The 18465-nt window shown below is 64.6% G+C and carries 18 protein-coding genes; 5 read left to right on the top strand and 13 right to left on the bottom strand.

The features are described from left to right. Window positions 1-47 precede the first annotated feature (47 nt). On the bottom strand, window positions 48-1289 hold the full coding sequence (locus ASD71_RS02550; protein ID WP_369818911.1) for a FecR domain-containing protein: 1242 nt from the start codon (window positions 1287-1289) through the stop codon (window positions 48-50). Beyond that, window positions 1286-1783 carry an RNA polymerase sigma factor gene (locus ASD71_RS02555; RefSeq protein WP_056559495.1) on the bottom strand — a complete coding sequence of 166 codons (498 nt, stop codon included), beginning with the start codon at window positions 1781-1783 and terminating at the stop codon, window positions 1286-1288. Before ASD71_RS02555 ends, ASD71_RS02550 begins: the two co-directional genes overlap by 4 nt. A gap of 263 nt (window positions 1784-2046) precedes the next feature. On the opposite strand from ASD71_RS02555, the gene ASD71_RS02560 reads away from it, so the two are divergent. Then, the gene (locus tag ASD71_RS02560) at window positions 2047-2676 is read left to right on the top strand and encodes an HAD family hydrolase (protein ID WP_056559498.1); all 630 of its coding nucleotides are present in this window, start codon (window positions 2047-2049) and stop codon (window positions 2674-2676) included. A gap of 31 nt (window positions 2677-2707) precedes the next feature. Here the strand turns inward: ASD71_RS02560 and ASD71_RS02565 are convergent, their stop codons facing one another. The 3 genes from ASD71_RS02565 to ASD71_RS02575 are packed head-to-tail and all read right to left on the bottom strand — an operon-like array spanning window position 2708 to window position 6292. Next, window positions 2708-2920, bottom strand: coding sequence for a hypothetical protein (locus tag ASD71_RS02565; RefSeq protein WP_056559501.1), 213 nt, complete (start codon window positions 2918-2920; stop codon window positions 2708-2710). Next, the gene (locus ASD71_RS02570) at window positions 2917-4086 is read right to left on the bottom strand and encodes a PepSY domain-containing protein (RefSeq protein ID WP_056559504.1); all 1170 of its coding nucleotides are present in this window, start codon (window positions 4084-4086) and stop codon (window positions 2917-2919) included. The genes ASD71_RS02565 and ASD71_RS02570 overlap by 4 nt, the downstream gene beginning before the upstream one ends. A 10-nt stretch (window positions 4087-4096) precedes the next feature. Beyond that, window positions 4097-6292, bottom strand: a complete 2196-nt coding sequence (locus tag ASD71_RS02575; protein ID WP_056559507.1) for a TonB-dependent siderophore receptor — start codon at window positions 6290-6292, stop codon at window positions 4097-4099. 36 nt (window positions 6293-6328) lie between these two features. On the opposite strand from ASD71_RS02575, the gene ASD71_RS27885 reads away from it, so the two are divergent. Continuing rightward, entirely contained in the window at window positions 6329-6541 is a 213-nt protein-coding gene (locus tag ASD71_RS27885) for a hypothetical protein (RefSeq protein WP_156395062.1), read from the top strand. A gap of 14 nt (window positions 6542-6555) precedes the next feature. Here the strand turns inward: ASD71_RS27885 and ASD71_RS02580 are convergent, their stop codons facing one another. The 3 genes from ASD71_RS02580 to ASD71_RS02590 form a co-directional block, all read right to left on the bottom strand. Beyond that, on the bottom strand, window positions 6556-7245 hold the full coding sequence (locus ASD71_RS02580; RefSeq protein WP_056559509.1) for a 4-carboxy-4-hydroxy-2-oxoadipate aldolase/oxaloacetate decarboxylase: 690 nt from the start codon (window positions 7243-7245) through the stop codon (window positions 6556-6558). Beyond that, complete coding sequence (locus ASD71_RS02585) at window positions 7242-7961, bottom strand: PIG-L deacetylase family protein (protein WP_056559512.1); 720 nt, start codon at window positions 7959-7961, stop codon at window positions 7242-7244. The genes ASD71_RS02580 and ASD71_RS02585 overlap by 4 nt, the downstream gene beginning before the upstream one ends. A gap of 67 nt (window positions 7962-8028) precedes the next feature. Continuing rightward, on the bottom strand, window positions 8029-9033 hold the full coding sequence (locus ASD71_RS02590) for a tripartite tricarboxylate transporter substrate binding protein (RefSeq protein ID WP_056559514.1): 1005 nt from the start codon (window positions 9031-9033) through the stop codon (window positions 8029-8031). Between the two features lie 110 nt (window positions 9034-9143). On the opposite strand from ASD71_RS02590, the gene ASD71_RS02595 reads away from it, so the two are divergent. Together ASD71_RS02595 and ASD71_RS02600 are read left to right on the top strand one after the other, a co-directional pair. Continuing rightward, window positions 9144-10037, top strand: coding sequence for a LysR family transcriptional regulator (locus ASD71_RS02595; protein ID WP_056559517.1), 894 nt, complete (start codon window positions 9144-9146; stop codon window positions 10035-10037). 114 nt (window positions 10038-10151) lie between these two features. Continuing rightward, window positions 10152-10997 (top strand): DMT family transporter, encoded by an 846-nt coding sequence (locus ASD71_RS02600; RefSeq protein WP_056559519.1) that lies wholly within the window; start codon window positions 10152-10154, stop codon window positions 10995-10997. Window positions 10998-11079: 82 nt separating this feature from the next. On the opposite strand, the gene ASD71_RS02605 is transcribed toward ASD71_RS02600, so the two are convergent. From ASD71_RS02605 to ASD71_RS02620, 4 genes are all read right to left on the bottom strand, one after another. Beyond that, on the bottom strand, window positions 11080-12420 hold the full coding sequence (locus ASD71_RS02605) for an autotransporter outer membrane beta-barrel domain-containing protein (RefSeq protein ID WP_082578759.1): 1341 nt from the start codon (window positions 12418-12420) through the stop codon (window positions 11080-11082). 127 nt (window positions 12421-12547) lie between these two features. Continuing rightward, complete coding sequence (locus ASD71_RS02610) at window positions 12548-13093, bottom strand: GAF domain-containing protein (protein ID WP_056559526.1); 546 nt, start codon at window positions 13091-13093, stop codon at window positions 12548-12550. Beyond that, entirely contained in the window at window positions 13090-14445 is a 1356-nt protein-coding gene (locus tag ASD71_RS02615) for an MFS transporter (RefSeq protein ID WP_056559529.1), read from the bottom strand. The genes ASD71_RS02610 and ASD71_RS02615 overlap by 4 nt, the downstream gene beginning before the upstream one ends. A 36-nt stretch (window positions 14446-14481) precedes the next feature. Continuing rightward, on the bottom strand, window positions 14482-15711 hold the full coding sequence (locus ASD71_RS02620; protein WP_056559532.1) for an amidohydrolase family protein: 1230 nt from the start codon (window positions 15709-15711) through the stop codon (window positions 14482-14484). Window positions 15712-15887: 176 nt separating this feature from the next. Between ASD71_RS02620 and ASD71_RS02625 the strand changes: the two genes are divergently transcribed. Then, window positions 15888-16871 (top strand): LysR substrate-binding domain-containing protein, encoded by a 984-nt coding sequence (locus ASD71_RS02625; RefSeq protein WP_056559537.1) that lies wholly within the window; start codon window positions 15888-15890, stop codon window positions 16869-16871. A 37-nt stretch (window positions 16872-16908) separates the two neighbouring features. Here the strand turns inward: ASD71_RS02625 and ASD71_RS02630 are convergent, their stop codons facing one another. After that, window positions 16909-18459, bottom strand: a complete 1551-nt coding sequence (locus ASD71_RS02630; protein ID WP_056559540.1) for a hypothetical protein — start codon at window positions 18457-18459, stop codon at window positions 16909-16911. Window positions 18460-18465: the final 6 nt, after the last annotated feature.

The following is an 18465-nucleotide window of genomic DNA, read 5'->3' on the forward strand; positions in this document are numbered from 1 at the left end:
CTCGCCGCCCTAACTTTTTTAAGACGCCACTGTGGGCCTTGCCAGACTTACGGCGCGCGGGCGATCTCTATCTTGCCGCCAGCGCCCTTTACCAGCTTGAGGGGATGGATCTGCACGACCATCTGGGCAAACGCCTCGGGGCGTCCAATCTGGAAACTGCCGCCGATGGGCATCGCGGCCACGACGGGATCGCTGATCGTCAGCCCGGTGGCGCCGTAGCGCTCCAGTTCCAGCAAGGCGTCGCTCAACGACGTGTTTTCGAAATGCACCAGGCCCTTGCGCCACGGCGCGATGCTGCCTGGCGCCACCTTGGAGACCTTTCCGATGGCGCCATCCGCCGACACGGTAAGTCCCTGCCCGGCCACCAGATCGACTTCGGCCGTTGAACCATCAGGCTGCCGGCTGTGCGCGTCCGCCACCCGTACATGGCCTTTTTCCACTGCCACGTTGACGGTATTCGTATCCATTCCGTCAAGGCGATACCGTACCGAGAACCGCGTGCCCACCACGGTAACGCGTGCGGGCCCCGCCAACACCTGAAATGGCTTCGTGCTGTCCGCCGCGACGGAAAACATGATCTGCCCCTCTGTGATGCGCACTTCGCGGCGGTCGTGATACAGGGCGACTTGCGCCTGCGTTTCAGCGTCAAACGCCAATTCGGTGCCATCAGGCAATGTCACGGTCTGGCGCTGTCCACGCTCGATCACATAGCTGTGGGAGAAAGTGCGCTGGTCCCATTGATGCCAGACTATGCCTGCCGTCAGAACGGCCACGCAACAGAACGCCAGCCAGGCCCGACGCGGCCGAGGCGCGATGAACGAGGACCAGATGCTGGCCCACCCTTTCGCAAGCTCGGGTCTGGCGCCCGTTTTCAGGATCGGATCTGGCCGCACCATCCCGTCGGTGGAGGTTGCCGAACGGCCTGCGCGGACCCGCGCGACTTCTTCTGCCGAGATGGCGCGCAGCGCCCCCACGCCGTGATCCAGCCCTTGATAGGCGGCGGCATGGCTGGGGCTGGCGGCCAGCCAGTGCCGGAATTCTTCCTGCTCGTCAGCGGTCAAGCCCTGTTCCGAACGGGAGTGCCAATTCACGGCAGCCACATTCACGGGGTCTTGCTGGCGAAAGAACTCGTCAAGCTCGCGCATCTCCGCAGCCTCGTCCAACGAGGCTGAAACAGTGCGGGAGGATGTTGGAGAAAAACGGCTCATCTTATTGGTACAGACGCACGAGAAGGGGCAAACCCACACCTCGGCAAAAAAAGGGATGCCCCGAATATTGCCCGTTTTCATTCCCCATTGCGAAGCGCCTCCCGGCGGGCCATGCAGGCGAGTTTGCCGCGCTTGATGTATCGGTCCACCAGGCTCAGGGATACACCCATGCGTTCGGCGATTTCCTTGTAGGGCAATTCGTCGAAAAGGTACATGGAATACGCCTCGCGGCATCGCGGGGGTAACGCCTCAATGGTGTCGAGGTATGCCTGAACGGTCTGAGACAAGACGTACGCCTCTTCAGGTTGGAGGCACTGGGGAGCCACGGGGTGGTCCGCATCGCTCAGGGCCTGGATGTCCTCGTGCTGGCGAATGGCGGCACGGCGGTCCAGGTCGATCTTGGCGTTCAGTGCCACCTGCCGGAGCAAGGCCGAAGGTTCCCGGATGACTCGCCCGGCCTGCTGCATGGACAACACGCGCGCATAACTTTCCTGCGCCAGGTCAGCTGCCATGTCGCGGTCTCGCACCTTCCGCATGCAGAAGTTCCGCAAGTCTCCGTAGTAACGGGCTAACACGGTTCAGTCATAGGCTTGAATAAACGACGTTACGCGTCGTGCGCATTTCAGCAAACTTCTGCGTCTGAATCGGTAGCGCGATAGGGAGCGGACGAACGGACAATCGAGAATTATATCGAACAAATGATAATAATTCTCATGTAAAACTAACAAACGCGCCCGCGAAATTCGGCAAGATTTACCCGCTAGAATCCCAGCGCAACGAGGGCGGTCCGGATCACCGGCCGCACCGTGGATGGCTTCTTTGGCAAGCAGGAGGATCAATGGCAATCAAGGCCGTGGCATTCGACGTATTCGGAACCTTGGTCAACATAGAACGGCCGACCCGACCGTTTCGCAAGCTGGTCAGGCTGCTGCACGAGGCGGGCCGCCCGCGCCAGCGCGACGACGGCATCCGTGCGATGAGCAACGCGATCGACCTGAGGCAAACCGCCAATCTGTTTGGCGGGGCGGTCAGCGACGCAGACTTGAACGCACTTGAAGCCGAGCTGCGCGCAGAGATCCAGTCGATCACGCTTTTCGCTGACGCCACGCCGACGCTGCTTGCATTGAAGGAGCGCGGCATCAAGGTCGCGCTTTGCTCGAACCTGGCGGCGCCGTATGGGCCGCCAGTGCTGGACTTGCTGCCCTTCCAACCGGAGTTCTGCGCGTGGTCGTATGAGGCCGGGGCCGTCAAGCCGCAGGCCGAGATCTACCAATATCTTTGCGATGGCATTGCGTGCCAGCCGGACGAAGTCCTGATGATCGGCGACACCATCGAGGCCGACATGATCGGACCTCGGCGATTCGGCATGCATGGCTATCACCTGGACCGGCACGCAGCGACGGCAAATTCCGCGGAGTCCGTGCGTTCGCTGAGCGATGTGCTTACCTTGATGGCCGCGCGCCATTGAGTATGAGACGACGGTGAGCAAGGCGGCGGCCCTACCCGCCCCGCCGCCGCCACGCCCACCAGACCGCCGCAATCGGCGCAAATATTGCCAGCCACGACACCCCGTCCCAAACGCCGTCGCCCAGCAGCGCCGACACCAATCCAACCACCGACGCCACGCCTAGCCAGATCGGCACGCGGAACACGACGCCCGCTGATTGCAGATTCTCGGTTCGCGCGCCGCGCGCTTCGCTCGTCTTGTTCATTGCGCGGCCCCTTGCCGATCACCCTGACGCAGGGCATTTGCGGTCTCGACGCCATCGTCCGCCTGCGGCTTCGCCGCCGTCGCGGCCCTGGGCTTGCGCAGCCACAAGTACAAGCCGCTGCCCAGCACCACAATCGCGAACAGATCCAGTACCGCCCACAGAATCTTCAACGGCAAACCGCCGTAATCCCCAAAATGCAGCGGCTGCGACAGGAACAGGGTCTTCACGTACCACGGCATATCGCGCGTGTCGGTCAGCTCGCCGTTGGTAGCGTCCACCAGCGCCGGCTTGAGGAGCCGCGAGGTCACGGGCGTGTTGCCCTTCATGAAGAACGTGTAATGGTGCGGGCTGGAGAACATCGTCCCGGGAAACGCCACCAGGCTTACCGCCATGTCCGGGACGGCGGCGCGTGCCGTGCGAATGGAGTCTTCCAGATGCGCGGGCTGCGTGACGGGCGGCAGGCCGCGGAACGGCGCGGTCATTTCCGCCATCTGGTCCATCTGCCACAGGCTCAGCACGACGCGGTTCAAGGTGTTGATGCTGCCCGTAATGCCCACGACCAGCAGCCAGACGACGGTGACAATGCCCAGCAGGTTGTGCCAGTCCAGCCATTTGACGCGGGTGCTGCGCTGGGTGCGCAGCGCGCCGAATTTCAGGCGCCGCATAAAGGGGTAGTACAGCACCACGCCGGACACGATGGCGACCACCATCAACAGGCCCATCGCGCCCAGGAACAGCATGCCCGGCAGACCGGCAAACATATCCGTATGCAGCTTGAGCATGACGTACATGAAGCCTTCGTCGGTGGCCGGCTCGTCCAGGACCTTGGCCGTGCGCGAGTCGATGACGACGGCGTTGTTTTCCTCGGGCGGCGCGTCGACCGCGCTGGCCATCGACACATAGGTGATGTCGGGATGCTCGTCCTGGTCCCAGAACATGTAGCGGATGACTTCGCCCGGGCGGCGTTCCAGCGCAGTCTGGGCGATCTGGTCCATGCTGGCATTGGGCGTGCCGGCGGGCATGGGCGGCGCTTCGACCACGCCTGACAGGTGCTCGATCTCTTCGTGGAAGATCAGGGGCAATCCGGTCAGGCACAGCAGCAGCATGAAAACCGTGCAGACCAGACTGCTCCACTTGTGTATCCAGGACCAGGTTTGCGTGGACATCGTGGCCTCCTTAGAAGGCGATGCTGGTCGAGAGCGTGTAGGTGCGCGGCGAGCCTACGAACAGGTAGCCTGCCGTGGCGGTGCCCCAGTAGTTCCGGTTGAACAGGTTCTCGACGTTGAAGCGGAAGGTGACGGGGGTGCCGCTGATCTTGGTCTCGTAGCGGGCGCCGGCGTCGACGCGGGTCCAGCTGGGCACCGACAGCGAGTTGTCGGCGTTGGCATACGTCCTGTCGGTGTAGATGACGCGGCCCAGCAGCGTCAAGCCGGGAACGAAGGGTGTGTCCCACTCGGCGCCCAGATTGAATTGCCAGTCGGGCACGCCAATCGCCTTGTTGCCCTGCAGGTCGGGCGTGGTGGCCTTGTTGATGACCGCGTCGATGTAGCTGATGCCGCCCAACAGGCGCACGCCCTTGGTGACTTCGCCGGCGAAGCTGGCTTCGACGCCGCGGTTGCGCTGTTCGCCGAATTCTCCGAAGGTGTTGCCCGAGATGCCGGAGCTGGGCCGCGTCAGCTCAAACAGCGCGACGGTGGCCAGCATGTCGTCGTTGAGGTTGTACTTGACGCCGATTTCCTTCTGCTTGGACTTGAACGGCGACAGGGTCTCGCCCGGGTTGGTGATGGCCGCGCTGGTGGGCGCGGTGTCGCCTTGGGACAGGCCTTCGACGTAACTGGCGTACACAGACACGTCCGGGCGGATCTTGAAGACCACGCCGGCCAGCGGCGTGGTGGCGCTCTTGTCGTAGCGCGGTCCGCTGGGTTCGCCGTTCGCGAAGTTGTAGTTCTGGCCCTGCACGTTCTGGCGGCGCGCGCCCAGCGTCAGTTGCAGCCGGTCATCCATGAAACCCAGGGTGTCGGCCAGCGCATAGCTGGTCAGTTTGACGCTCTGATAACGGTTCAGCGGATTGCTGACACCAGAAATGGACGGCGTGTCGAAGGTGTTGCCCGCGTAAATGTTGGAATTGCCGGGCGGGAAACCGGTGTTAAAGCCCAGGTCGGACTTCTGGTCCAGCAGCGTGTAGCTGAAGGCGACCTTGTGGCTCACGGGGCCGGTCTTGAAGTTGCTGCGCAGGCCGGCTTCGGTGGACTTGCTGTCCACCGTCATCCGCTGCCAGCCGCCAAAAAAGGAGTAATCACCCTGCGAATTCTGCAGCACGGGGTTTGCGGCAAAGGCATCCCAATCCAGCTTGCGCTGTCCGTAGCCCGCGTAGGCAGTCAAGTAGTCCGTGATGTCGTATTCGATCTTGAAGACGCCGGCGGTATTGCGACCGTCGCTCCAACCGAGGCCGGGATACGGATTCTTGTTGGCGGGCGCCTCGGGAATCGAGGTCAGGTCCGAGCCAAGCTGGAACTGGCGCACGACGTTGTCGATGCGCTCCTTCTGCCAGATCAGGTCCAGGGACGAACGCAGTTTCTGACCGCGATAGTCCAGCGCAACCGAGCCCAGCGCTTCGCGCGTGGACTGGTCCTTGATCGGCGTGTCGCCGTCACGCAGCATTCCATTCACGCGGATGCCGAAGGCGTTGCCCTCGCCGAAGCGGCGGCCGACGTCGGCATGCACGCCAAAGACGGAATCCGACATTACCGAGCCGGTGAGGCGGGTGATGGGTTCGTCGGTGGCGCGCTTGGGCACCAGATTGACGACGCCGCCCACGCTGCCGCCCGGCGTCATGCCAAACAATGCGGCCGACGGTCCCTTGATGATCTCCACGCGTTCCAGGGTTTCGACCGGGGCGCGCCAGTATGGCGTCAGGCCGAACATGCCGTTGAACGCGAAGTCCGCGGTTGGCACATTGAAACCGCGGATGGTGAGGTCTTCGTTGATATTTGAACGCGCGCTGCTCATCCGCACGGACGGATCCATGGTGGCGACGTCGGCCACGGATCGCGCTTGCTCGTTTTCGATGGTCTGGGCGGTATAGCTGGTGACGCTGAAGGGCGTGTCCATGACGGAGGTATTGCCCAGGATGCCCATGCGGGCGCCGCCGCCGATCAGGCCGCCGGCGATGGGCGCGGGCGCCTCGCCGAGGGCGACGGGCGCGCTGGTCACGGTGACGGTCGGCAGGACGGTGATCGCGGCGGGAGCCGGGGCCTGCGTCTGCGCCGCGACTGAGGCGGCGTATAAGGTGGCGCTTCCCGCCAATGCCTGTTTCACGGCCAGGGCGACGCCCTTCAGCCTGCCTTGACGACCTTTCGATGCTTTGCCCAAAGCCCCACCCCATGCGTTCTTTTATATAAAACGCGCATGATAAGCATTCTTATTCGACATTGCTACGGGGTTTGTCTGGATGTGGCGCGGGCACGTCAGTTGCGCCACCTGCGCCAATACACGAAGGCCGCGCAGCAGCAGGCGCAGCGCGACCAGAACATGATGCTCATGATGCCGTATATGAACCCGCGGCCCACCACCACGGACTGCTACCGGTATGGCAATGCGGTGCGCTGCACGACGCGGTAAGCGGCGTCCGCGTTTCAGGCCCCCGGGGCGCGGTCCACGTACACCAGCCCTGCGGCGGCCAGCTTCTCCCGCATGCCGTAGATGTCCAGCCCCAGTTCCCCGGCGGCCAACCGCTTGCGCTTGGCCATCTCGTTGACCAACCGCGCATCGCAGGCGTCCGCAACCTGCGCCGCACGCTCGCGCGGCACGACGCACACGCCGTCATCGTCGGCAATGACGACATCTCCGGGCTGCACGAGCGCTCCCGCGCACACGACAGGCACGTTCACCGCCCCGGGCGTCGCCTTGACCGTGCCTTTGGCGGAGATGCACTTGGACCACACGGGAAACTGCATGCCCTTCAGCGCCGCGATATCGCGGCAGCCTGCGTCGATCACCAGCCCCTGCACGCCGCGTGCGCGCATCGACGTGGCGAGCAGTTCCCCGAACATGCCGTCCTCGTTCGACGACGCGCAGGCCACGACGACGATATCCCCCGGACGGCAGAGTTCGATCGCAACGTGCAGCATCCAGTTGTCGCCCGGCTGCGCCAACACTGTGACGGCGCTGCCTGCGATGGATGCGCCAGCGTATACCGGCCGCAGGTAGGGTTGCAGCAGGCCGGAGCGCTGCTGCGCTTCGTGTGCGGTGGCGACGCCTGCCGACGCCAGGCGTGCGATGACCGCGCTGTCGGCGCGGTCGATGTTCCTGACGGCGATGCTCATGCCAGCTCTCCAGTGACTTGCGGGAACACGCGCTGGTAGCCTTCTGCGTACTTGATCTTCAGGTTCGAGTTGCGCGATGCCTGCACGCCGCGCTGCAAGGCGACGCGGGTGTAGTACTCCCACAGGTGTTCCTGCGCGGCCATGGTTTCGAAGGCGCGGCGCTTCTGGTCCCAGACCTCGGAGATATCCAGCAGCACTTCGGGCTTCCACTCGCACTGCTCGGGCTGGTGCGGCTCGAACAGAAATACGGGCGGCGCGCCCAGCACCGCCTGCTCGGGATGGTGACCGTGCGCCTGCGCGATCACGCGGGCTTCCTGTGCGACGTGCGTGGCAAGCGGATGGTCGAAGTTGTAGGGGTCCTTCTGCGAATGCGTCAGCACGAATTCCGGCTGCAGTTCGCGGTACACATCCACCAGTTCAAAAAGCGCCTCGTCCGAGACGCGCAGCGGATAGTCGCCGCAGTCCATGAACCGGATGTCCGCGCCCATAATGCCAGCCGCCAAGCGCGCTTCGTCGCGGCGGTCGGCCTTGACCCGCTCCAGCGTCATGCCCGGCTGCTTCCACAGCTTGGCGGATTCGCCGCGTTCGCCGAACGACAGGCAGACCACGGTCATTTTCCAGCCGCGTTTGGCGTACAGGGCAATGGCGCCGCCTGCGCGCCAGACGAAGTCCGCGGAGTGGGCGCTGACCACCAGCCCGTTCTTTTGCCGTTCCATTTCAATTCCTCTATGCATGATTGCCGGCCGGACCCGCCCGTGGGGCCCGGAGCCGGCGCGAACGCGCTCAATCAGCCTTGATGCCCGCGTCCTTGATGACCTTGGTCCACTTGGTGGTTTCCGCCGCGACGAATTGTGCGAACTGCTTGTCCGTACCGGGCGTGACGACCGCGCCCATCTCGGCGAATCGCTGCTTCACGGCAGGGTCCTTCAATGCGGCCTGCAGCGCGGCATTCAGCTTTTCCGTGACCTCGGGCGGCAAATCCTTGGGGCCGATCAACCCCCACCACACCGTGGCCATCGCGCCCGGCAGGCCTTGCGACACCACCGTGGGCACCTCGGGCAGCATGCTTGCCGGCTCGTCGTCCAGCACGGCCAATGCGCGCAGTTTGCCCGCCTTCACGTGCGAGACGACTTCCAGCGGGTTGATGGACATGAAGGAGATCCGCTGCCCCAATAGGTCCGTCACCGCAGGCGAGCCGCCCTTGTACGGCACATGCAGCGCCTTCATGCCGCTTTCGCGCTTGAGCAGTTCGCTGGCCAGGTGGCCGGAGCTGCCGTTGCCGGCCGACGCGTAGGTCAGCTTGTCCGGATGCGCGCGGCCATAGTCCGTCAGGTCCTTCAAGGTCTTGAATGACGACTCGACCGGCACCACCACGGCCAGCGGCGCGTATCCGATGGCGCCCACCGGGGTGAAGTCGTGCGCGGGATCGAAGGTCAGCTTGGAGAACAGCGCACCATTCGCCGCCAGCGTGTTCGACGCGGTCAGCAGCGTGTAGCCGTCCGCCGGGGCGCGCGCCACGGTGTCCATGCCGATATTGGTGGCCGCACCGGGCCGGTTTTCGACGATGATCGTCTGCTTCAGCGCGTCTCCCATTTTCTGGCTGACGAGGCGGGTGACAATGTCCACGCCACCGCCGGCGGCATACGGCACCACGATGCGGATCGGCTTGTCGGGGTAGTTGGCCTGCGCGGCGGCCGGCAGCGGCGCCAGCATGGCGGCGATCAGTGCGCCCACGCCTGCGGCGGCGGCAAACGTGCGGCGGGACCGGGAGGGCTTGGAAGCCTTCATGGTTGTCTCCTATGTCGTTATACGTGTTGGTATGGCGGCATGATGCGCGGCGTACACTCATATCGTCCAATACCGTTTTTCAAGACCATCTATTTGCTTTTCAAATCAATATGGATTTCCGTCAACTGCGTTACTTCGTCGCCGTCGCCGAGGAACTGAGCTTCAGCCAGGCCGCGCGCCGGCTGCATGTCAGCCAGCCGCCGCTCAGCCTGCAAATCAAGGCGCTGGAAGAGGAGCTGGGGTCGCCGCTCTTGACGCGCACGAGCCGCAGCGTGGAACTGACGCAGGCGGGCGCGTTGTTCCTGGACCAGGCGCGCCGCGCGCTGGCGCATCTGGAACGCGCGGGCGAAGTCGTGCGGCAGTCCGCGCTGGGTGAAACCGGCGAGATCCGCGTGGCATTTACGGCGTCCGTGCCGATGTTCGACGCGTTCCCCCGCATCGTGCATGCCTTTCGCACCGATTTTCCCGGCGTGGGTGTGGACTTGAGCCACCAGTCGACCGGGCAACAACTGCGTGCACTGGCCTCCAAGGACATCGACGTGGGCTTTCTGCGTCCATCCATCCTGTTCGTTCCGCCGCCCAATATCACGACGCTGCCGCTGTGGACCGACCGGCTCATGGCCGCCCTGCCCCAATCGCATCCGCTGGCGCGCCGCAACGCGCCGTTGTCGATGACCGACCTGTCGGACGAGTCCTTCATCCTGTTCCCGCGCGGGCTGGGCTGCGGCTTGTTCGACCACGTGGGCGTGCTGGCCAGCCGGGCGGGTTTTGCCCCGCAAGTGGGCCAGGAGGCGCGCGAAGGTGCGACGATCATCGGCCTGGTGGCGGCCGGGATGGGCATCTCCATCCTGCCCGACACTTACATGAAGACCGGCATTCCCGGCGTGGCCTACCGCGAACTGGACACGCCGGATGCGCAAAGCCAGGTCTTGCTGGCGTATCGCTCGGAAGATGGGTCCGCGCTGGTGCAGCGCTTTCGCGAGACCGCCCGGGCCGCGCAGTGACGGACGCGGCAACGGCATGCGGCAGCACAAATGAAACCGGGCCCTGGTCGGGCGTACGATAGCTGAACCGATCCGACTGAAGACCGCACCCCAAGGCTTGCCGCGTCTCCCGCCATGACCTTCCGCCTCTTCGCGCTCACCCTATTGGCCATGCTGGCCTTTGCCGGCAATTCCCTGCTTTGCCGGGTTGCGCTCAAGCAGACGACCATTGACCCTACCACTTTCTTCGCCATCCGCATCGTGTCGGGTGCGCTGATGCTGTGCCTGGTGCTGGCGCTTCGCCGGCAGTCCGGCCGGGTGGAAGGCACATGGGCGGGCGCGCTGGCGCTGGTGGGGTACGCCCTTGCGTTCTCCTATGCCTATACGCACGTGCCCGCGGGCACGGGCGCGCTGCTGCTTTTCGGGGCCATCCAGATCAGCATGATTCTGTATGGCTTGGCGGTTGGGGAACGGTTGGCGGCGATGCAGTGGGCAGGCACCGCGCTGGCGGTCGCCGGACTCGTGGCGTTGATGTGGCCCAGCGCCAATGCGCCGCCGGTGTTCTACGGATTGCTGATGATTCTGTCCGGGGTGGCATGGAGCATCTATTCGCTACTGGGCCGGGGCGCGAAGAATCCGGCCGCCGCGACGGCGGGAAATTTCATCCGGGCGGCGCCGGTCGCGGTGGCGCTGCTGCTTGTCCAGTTCGCCGCCACCCACGTTCGGTTCGATACCGCCGGCGCAGCCTATGCGGTGGTCTCTGGCGCGGTGACCTCGGGCCTGGGCTACATCCTTTGGTACGCCGCGCTCAAGCAATTGACGGTGACGCGCGCCGCCACCGTGCAGCTCAGCGTGCCTGTGCTTGCGGCGCTGGGCGGGACAATGTTCCTGGACGAGCCGCTGACCGCGTTGCTGATCGCGGCGTCGGCCCTGGTGTTGACCGGCGTGTCGCTCGTGATCTTCAACAAGCGCGCGGCGTGATTCGCCGGATCCATCCCGCTGGAGAGCAGACCGCCACGGGTATCAATAGCCGCCGGTATGACCTGCCCTCCGCGGCGCATCACTACCAGCGATACCCGACGTTCAGCATGCCGCCGTAGCCCCGCTGACCGCCGTTTCCAGCCTGGCCAAACAGCTCGCCGCTAACCTGCCACGAATCGCGGACATTGCCTGCCACGCCGATTCGCAGTTCAGCGGCGTCGCGCATGGGCGTTGCCTGGAAGGTCGACGTGCCCACGTTGGCTTTCGCGCTGCCCGAGTTGTGCAGCCAATTGGCTTCGACGTAAGGCCGCACCGGGGACGTGGTGGCGTCGTTGCCAAGCGGGTACGCGCGGACACCCACGCGCGAAGTGACTGAACTGGCGGGCGAGTTTTTCAGCGTCATGCTGGGCAGCACAGCGTCCTGGGCGTCGTAGCGCGTGTAGGCCAGTTGCGCTTGCGGCACGACGACCATCGCACCCAACGCGGAATCGCCGGCGAAGGGCTTGAACGCATATCCCGCTTCCACCGACGCGGTCCAGGCGTTCGAACGGTATCGGGCCGAGCCCAATTCGCTATTGATCTCGTTGGAGTAGCGGCCGAACTGCAACCACGAATCGGCATACGCGCCCAAGCGGGTGGCATCGTCGGCGTAAGCGGTGGCATACATGCCCACCGAATACCCGGTGACCTTGCCTCGGGCATCCGCACGCATCGCCATGCCGGTTCCCGGGTGGATGAGTTGGGAAGTGGCGTTCGTGCGCGCCTCGCCCGCGCCGGCCATGACCCCTGCCTTGAGGACGCCTTGCTGACCCAGTCGCGTGCTCACCAGGTCGGCGCCCATCTGCAGCATGGCGGTGTCGGTGTCTATGCTGACCTGACCTTCGTCAAGTTTCATGCCGGTGTGCCGCGCGCCCTCGGTACGTGCCCACACCTGCCGGGACGCGCTGCCGGGCGCAGATTGACCTGCCGACGTTTGCGCCACGGTCCGATCCGCCAGGCGATGTACGAACATCCGGGTCGCCGCGACCTGATTGCCGATGTGCGCGCCGTTTTCCGGTGAGACGTTCTGCATCTTGCCCGGCGCAGAACCGGGCGTGCCAGCGCCACTGCCGGGAGGCGTTGTCACACCACTGCCGGGAGGCGTTTCAGTACCGCTGCCCGGCGGCGTCTCAGTGCCGTTACCCGGAGGCGTTTCAATGCCGCTGCCAGGAGGCGTCTCAACGCCACTTCCGGGCGGCGGCGTCTGACCGCCCGGGTCCGTGGCGCCGCCTTCTTCCGGCGGCGTCGTTGACGTCAGATACCAATCGGACGCCACGCCGCCCGTGCCGCCCTGAACCAGGAAATAGTCGTAGCCATTCAGACCCAGGCTAATGGTCGAGGGCCGGTAGCCAGTCGAGTCCGCGTCCAGATAACACGCAACAATTCAGACCAGTTCCCGAAACAATGTGCAAAACCGGGGCCGTCCCGGTGTCCGGACGAAAAAAGGGCCGCTTCGAAAAGCGGCCCGCAAACCCAGTCCCGCACCGGGACGGATACTCAAATAACGTGTCTCACACGCTGTCCAGCACGGAGCGGTCCACATTGGCCGCCGCAGACGCCGCGTCCTGCATCGCTTCGATGAACACGGGCGCGCACAACCCAGCCACCACCGCCGCCAGATCCGGATCGATATCGTCATAAGCGTGACGCGCGGCCAGCATGTTCAGCGAGCCGATCACCCGCCCCGCGTGCCGCACCGGAATGTTGAAGGCTGACTGCAGCCCGCGCTCGATCAGCATCGGGGCCTCGGAGAAAACGGTACGCACGTCGTCTTCGTTGCTGGCGACATACAGGCGCCCTTCTTCCAGCACCAGTCGGGACCACGGACCGTTGCCAGTGGCCTTGAAGCCGCCCAGCGGGCTGATGCTCTCGTCCGACGTATGCAGGCGCTTCATCAGCCGGTGATCCTGAAGGTACAGCAGCGCGGTGAACAGCTTGTGGCCAAAGCAGGCTTGCAGCATGTCTGAGATCACGCCCCACTGCGCCGGCCGGTCCGCCGCCAGCGCCAGAGCGCGCGCGTGCCCGGCCAGCGGCCGGAATGCGGAGGCCTTCGTCATGCGTTGATCTCCTCGAGCACGACGCCACGCGTGTTCTTGCCGTAGAACAGGATGCCCAGGCCGCCGACCAGCAGGATGGCGGTCATCATGGCAAACACGCCGGCAAAGCCCAGGACCGGGTACGCCACGCCGACGATGGTCGGCGATGCGATGGAGCCGATGCGGGCGAAGGCTGAGGCCGCGCCCATGCCGGTCGCACGGATCGACGTGGGATAGATTTCGGCGGTGTACGTGTACTGGCCGGCGATCACGCCATTCATACCGAAGGACAGCAGCATGCTCAACATGATGATCTGTTGCTCGCCGCTGGCCAGCGCCAGGCCCAGCGCGGACAGGCACGACAGCAGCATGTAGGCCAGGATGGTGTATTTGCGGCCGATCTTGTCGTTGAAGTACGCGGCCGAGAAATAGCCGGGAATCTGCGACAGGTAGATCAGGATGGTGTACGAGAAGCTCTTGGTGATGGTGAAGCCGCGCTCGACCAGCAGGCTGGGGATCCACACCAGGAAGGCGTAGTAGCAGAACAGCACGGTGATCCAGAACACCCACACCAGCATGGTCGTGCCCAGGTATTCCTGCGAGAACAGCGACGCCAGCTTGGCCATCGCGGTCTGCTGCGGCGCGGCGGTGGCCGTGGCCTTGCGCGTGGCAACGGGCGTGGGTAGCGGGCGGCCGGTGCTCTTCAGGACTTCGGCTTCGATAGCCTCGCAGATGCGGTTGGCTTCAGCGGTCTGGCCGGTGTGTTCAAGCCAGCGCGGCGATTCGAACAGCGACTTGCGCCACCACAGCAGGAACACGACAGGAACAGAAGCGATGATCATGATCCAGCGCCAGCCGTCGTCGCTCATCGGCACGATGAAGTAGCCCAGCAGCGCCGACATCACGAAGCCGAACGAGAAGAAGCCCGCCAGCGCGCCGGTGAAACGGCCGCGATACTTGCTGCTGACGAATTCGGCCAGGTACGGCGCGATGATGGCGCCTTCAGCGCCCATGCCGATGCCGGCGATCATGCGCAGGATGTAGAACTCGTGATAGTTGCGCGCAAACGCGTTGAAGAACGTGGCGACGCAGAACAGCAGCAGCGCCCACATCATGATCTTCTTGCGGCCGTAGCGGTCGCCCAGGATGCCGGAGAACAGCGCACCCACCAGGAAGCCGACATAGGTGCTGCTGGCGATCCAGCCGATCTGGCCGGTGGTCAGGCCCCACTGCGTGCGCAGGGAGGGGATGATGAAGGCGATGATGCCGGCGTCCAGCGCTTCGAAGGCGAGCCCGAGGCCGCCGATCATCAGCAGCCGGAAATGAAAGCTGCTGAAGGGCAACCGCTCCAGGCGGTCGGATACGGAAAACATGGTGGGGAAATTCCGGAGTAAAGATGAAGGGGAACGTCAGCAGGCGTTCTTGTGCAGCAGGCCGCGGTTCATGATCAGCTTGATCGAGTCGGGCTTGGTGAGCAGTTCGATATCGTCCAGCGGATTGCCGTCGATCAGCAGCAGGTCGGCGTAGGCGCCTTCGCACACTTCACCGAGCAGGCCTTCCTGATTCAGGATCTCGGCGCCGATCAGCGTGGCCTGCTGGATGACCTTGGCATTGCCCAGCACGCGGCTGCGCAGCACCAGTTCGTCGGACTGCATGTAGTGGGTCTCGCCCAGCAGGTCGCTGCCGTAGCCCATCTTCACGCCGACTTCGTCCAGGATCTCCAGCGCGGTCAGGCCCTGCGTGCGCACGGTGGCGATCTTCTTGACCGAGTCCAGCGGCAGGCCGTAGCGCTCGCCGTCGTTGGCCAGGCCTTCATACGTGATCAGCGTGGGCACCATGTAGGCGCCGTGTTCCTTCATGACCCGCGCGGCTTCGTGGTCGACGAGGTTGCCGTGCTCGATGGTGCGCACGCCGCAGCGCACGGCGCGCGTGATGGCGCGCGGCGTGTAAGCGTGGGCCATCACGTAGGTGTTGGCGTTGCTGGCCTCTTCCACGATGGCGATCAGCTCGGCTTCGGAGAAGCCCAGATTCTGGATGGGATCGTTGGGCGATGCCACGCCGCCGGACGCCATGACCTTGATCTGCGTGGCGCCCTTGAGGATTTCCTCGCGCACGGCCAGACGGCAGTTGTCGACGCCGTCGACCACGCGGCCGATGTTGCCGATCTTGACCGAGCACGGGCAGGGATCGAGTTCATCGTTGCGCTGGCGGAAGTCGCCGTGGCCGCCGGTCTGCGACAGGGCCTTGCCCGAGCAGAAGAGACGCGGGCCGTCGATGGTGCCGTCCAGCACGGACTGCGCCAGCGCCCAGTCGGCGCCGCCGGCGTCACGCACCGAGGTGAAGCCGCGGTCCAGCATGCCCTGCATGATGGGCAGCGCGCGCAGCAGCGCCAGCGCGTTAGGCAGGGCCGCGACGCGGCCCAGGTTGAACGACGACGCCACCACGTGCACGTGGCAGTCGATCATGCCGGGCATCAAGGTCATGCCCTTGGCGTCCACCACCTGCGCATCCGCCGGCGCCGTTGCGTCGGCGCCGATGCGGGTGATGACCCCGTCCTCGACCAGCACGGTCGAAGCGGCTTCGAGGGCCAAGGTTCGGGTATTGAGGATCCTGCAATTCTTGATGACAACCGGATTCATAAATCGACCACGTAAACAGTTCAAAACGCCGGGAAATCACGGCATGCCGAACTCTACCGGTACAATTCGGGGGTCCGATACCGGGTCTCCCCCTATGCGTTCGACACAAATTTGAAGAGCCTTATGAGCTTTACTCATACCCCCCTATGAGACGTCGCTGCCCCACCCTTTCCGAGTTGAACGCGTTTTCCGCGGCCGCCCGGCATCTGTCTTTCTCGAAGGCGGGCAAGGAACTGTTCGTCACGCAAAGCGCCATCAGCCGGCATATCGCCACGCTGGAAAGTTATCTGGGGCACGCGCTATTCATCCGGGGCACCAACGGGTTGCAGCTCACCCGCATGGGCGCCACCTACCTCAGCCTGATCAGGCCGGCCCTGCATACGCTGGAAAGCGCCACGTCGCAGGTCATGGCGACGCAACAGTCGGCGAAATCCCTGAATGTCTCGGCCGCGCCCACTTTTGCGGCGCAATGGCTGTTTCCGCGCCTGAAGACATTCCGCGAGGTCAATCCGGATATATCGATCAACTTCGTGCGCTACAGCGTCGCGGACTACAAGAGCACCGAACTCGATTTCGATGCGTCGATCCAGTATGGCTACGGCGACTGGCACGACGGCGCGGCCAAATACCTGACGGGCCGCGAAACCCGTCTGGTGTGTTCGCGGGAATATCTGGACCAGCATCCCATCAGCAGCCTGGAAGACATCAAGCAATGCACGCTGCTGCAGCACATCGAGATTCCGCTGTCCTGGGAATACTGGTTTTCGACGTATCTGGGCGATTATGACCGCGCCCGTTTCGGCCCGGGCTTCAATCTGTTTTCGATGATTATCCAGGCTGCGTCGTCCGGCTTTGGCGTGGCGTTGATGCCGCACTGCCTGATCGAAAAGGAATTGGCCACGGGACAACTGGTGGATATTTTCGATCGCACCTTTGAAAGCCCGCTTGGCTATTATCTTTGCGCGCCAAACTGGCGCAGCAATATGGAAAGCTACGAGCGTCTGAGCCAGTGGCTGGCGCACGAGTGCTTTCACGGCGGCGAAGGCGGTGCGGCGCAAGTTGGGGAGCCGAGCCGCGGACGGACGCCGCACGGGCAGCCTGGCTCCGCACAGCAGAACCTCACGGACTGTCCGTATTGCGAATCGACCGGCGGTGTCTGACGGACGGGCGCCGGTCATTGCCGGCGCCCGATCCCGCTTACCAGTCCCGCACCTCATCCACCGCGCGATCCAGCGCGTCGCGGTCCAGCGTGGCCGCCCCGTCACCTGCGGCCTCAGTGACCTTGGCCTGCGCCGCGTCCAGGATGCCCATCAGCGCCACATAGATCTGATCGCGCTCCACAGTCTCGATGAAGCCCGTGCGCCGGTCGAGCGCGTTGAAGCCCTCCGTATACGCCCGCACGATATCCGACATGGCCGACCTCAGCCCCTGCGCATCGGCGGCGTGGGCCGCCGCGGCCTTCATCGCGTCGCCGCGGGTCTTGCGGTACAGCGCGGCGGCTTTCTTGGCCTGGGCGGCGGTGATGTGCTCGCTGCCGTCCCATTCGCGAAACGGATTATCCAGGTTCGCGGCCAGCCACTCGGGCTTGCGGGGCTTGCTGACCTCCAGGTCCAGACCCGCCGCCGCAGCTTTCTTGTAGTCCTTCTTGGCCTGCGCGAGGATCTCTGCCGGCATGCTCGTGAGCCAGAGCGATTGCAGCGCCGGCCAGGCGCCGGGCCCGGGCAGCCGGCTCTCGGCAGGCGGAAACACGTCGTTGATCAGGATCTTCGCCAGCTCGCGCAAGGCCGCCAGATGCTCGATGCCGGTAGCCACGCCGGGGGCACCCCATACATACAGCGAGTGCAGGTGCGGAAAGACACGCGCCACCTCGGCGCAGTCCAGCGTTTTCATGCCACGCAGCGAGATCGCGCCGAGCCGCGCCAACCCGGCGCCGGACCAGATCGCGTTTTCGCGTTCCAGCCGCAACCACACGCCGTCGGCCTCAGCGTGCACCACCAGATCTGGATGTACGTCACCGCGCAGCGACAACGTGTTCAGTCCGTCATTCAAATACAGTTCACGCACCCCGGTCACGTCGATGGCGACTCGCCCGAACGAGGTGCCGCGCAGGTCGACGACTGGCTCGCCGAAGCTGGCGTACTCCAATTCGCTAAGAATTGGCCTTGTGCGGGCCCATTCGATCAGCCCGGGCACGGGCGCATCCACCTGCAGCTTGATCAGCAAGGGCATGTCGTCGAACGTGGCGAACGATGGCGCGGCAAGCAACGCCTCGCTGTCCAGGCCGCGCATGGCGCGCGTGATGGTGCGCCCCGGCAGCTCCAGCACGACCGTGGTATCGGGCGTGTCCGCATGCGCGGCCGCCTTGAAACGCGCACGGACGCTGGCGTCGATCGCGTTCCAGCGGCGCTGGTTGTAGACCATGTCGCCACTGGACCAACCGCCTGAGTACGAGCGCGACTCCTCGGTCACGAGCGGATCGCGCCAGCCCACGTGCTTGGCGTGCGCGGGTACCGGCCCGCTGATCCACATATGATCCACGCGGTCGCGCCAGAAGTAGAAATCGAAGTGCGCCGGGCGCATCGCCGCGATGTCGGCGTCCCCGGGCATCTCGCTACCCACCCAATCCAGGCTCAGCACGGCGATCTCGGCGCCCGCACCGTCGCCCTTTACATGCGTGATCTGCGAAGCGGTATAGGCCTGCAGGCGGCGGTTGAACGTGACGTAGATATCGCCGGGCGTGTATGGCATGCGGGG

The sequence above is a fragment of the Achromobacter sp. Root565 genome (assembly GCF_001427425.1).
GTDB lineage: Bacteria > Pseudomonadota > Gammaproteobacteria > Burkholderiales > Burkholderiaceae_B > Achromobacter > Achromobacter spanius_D.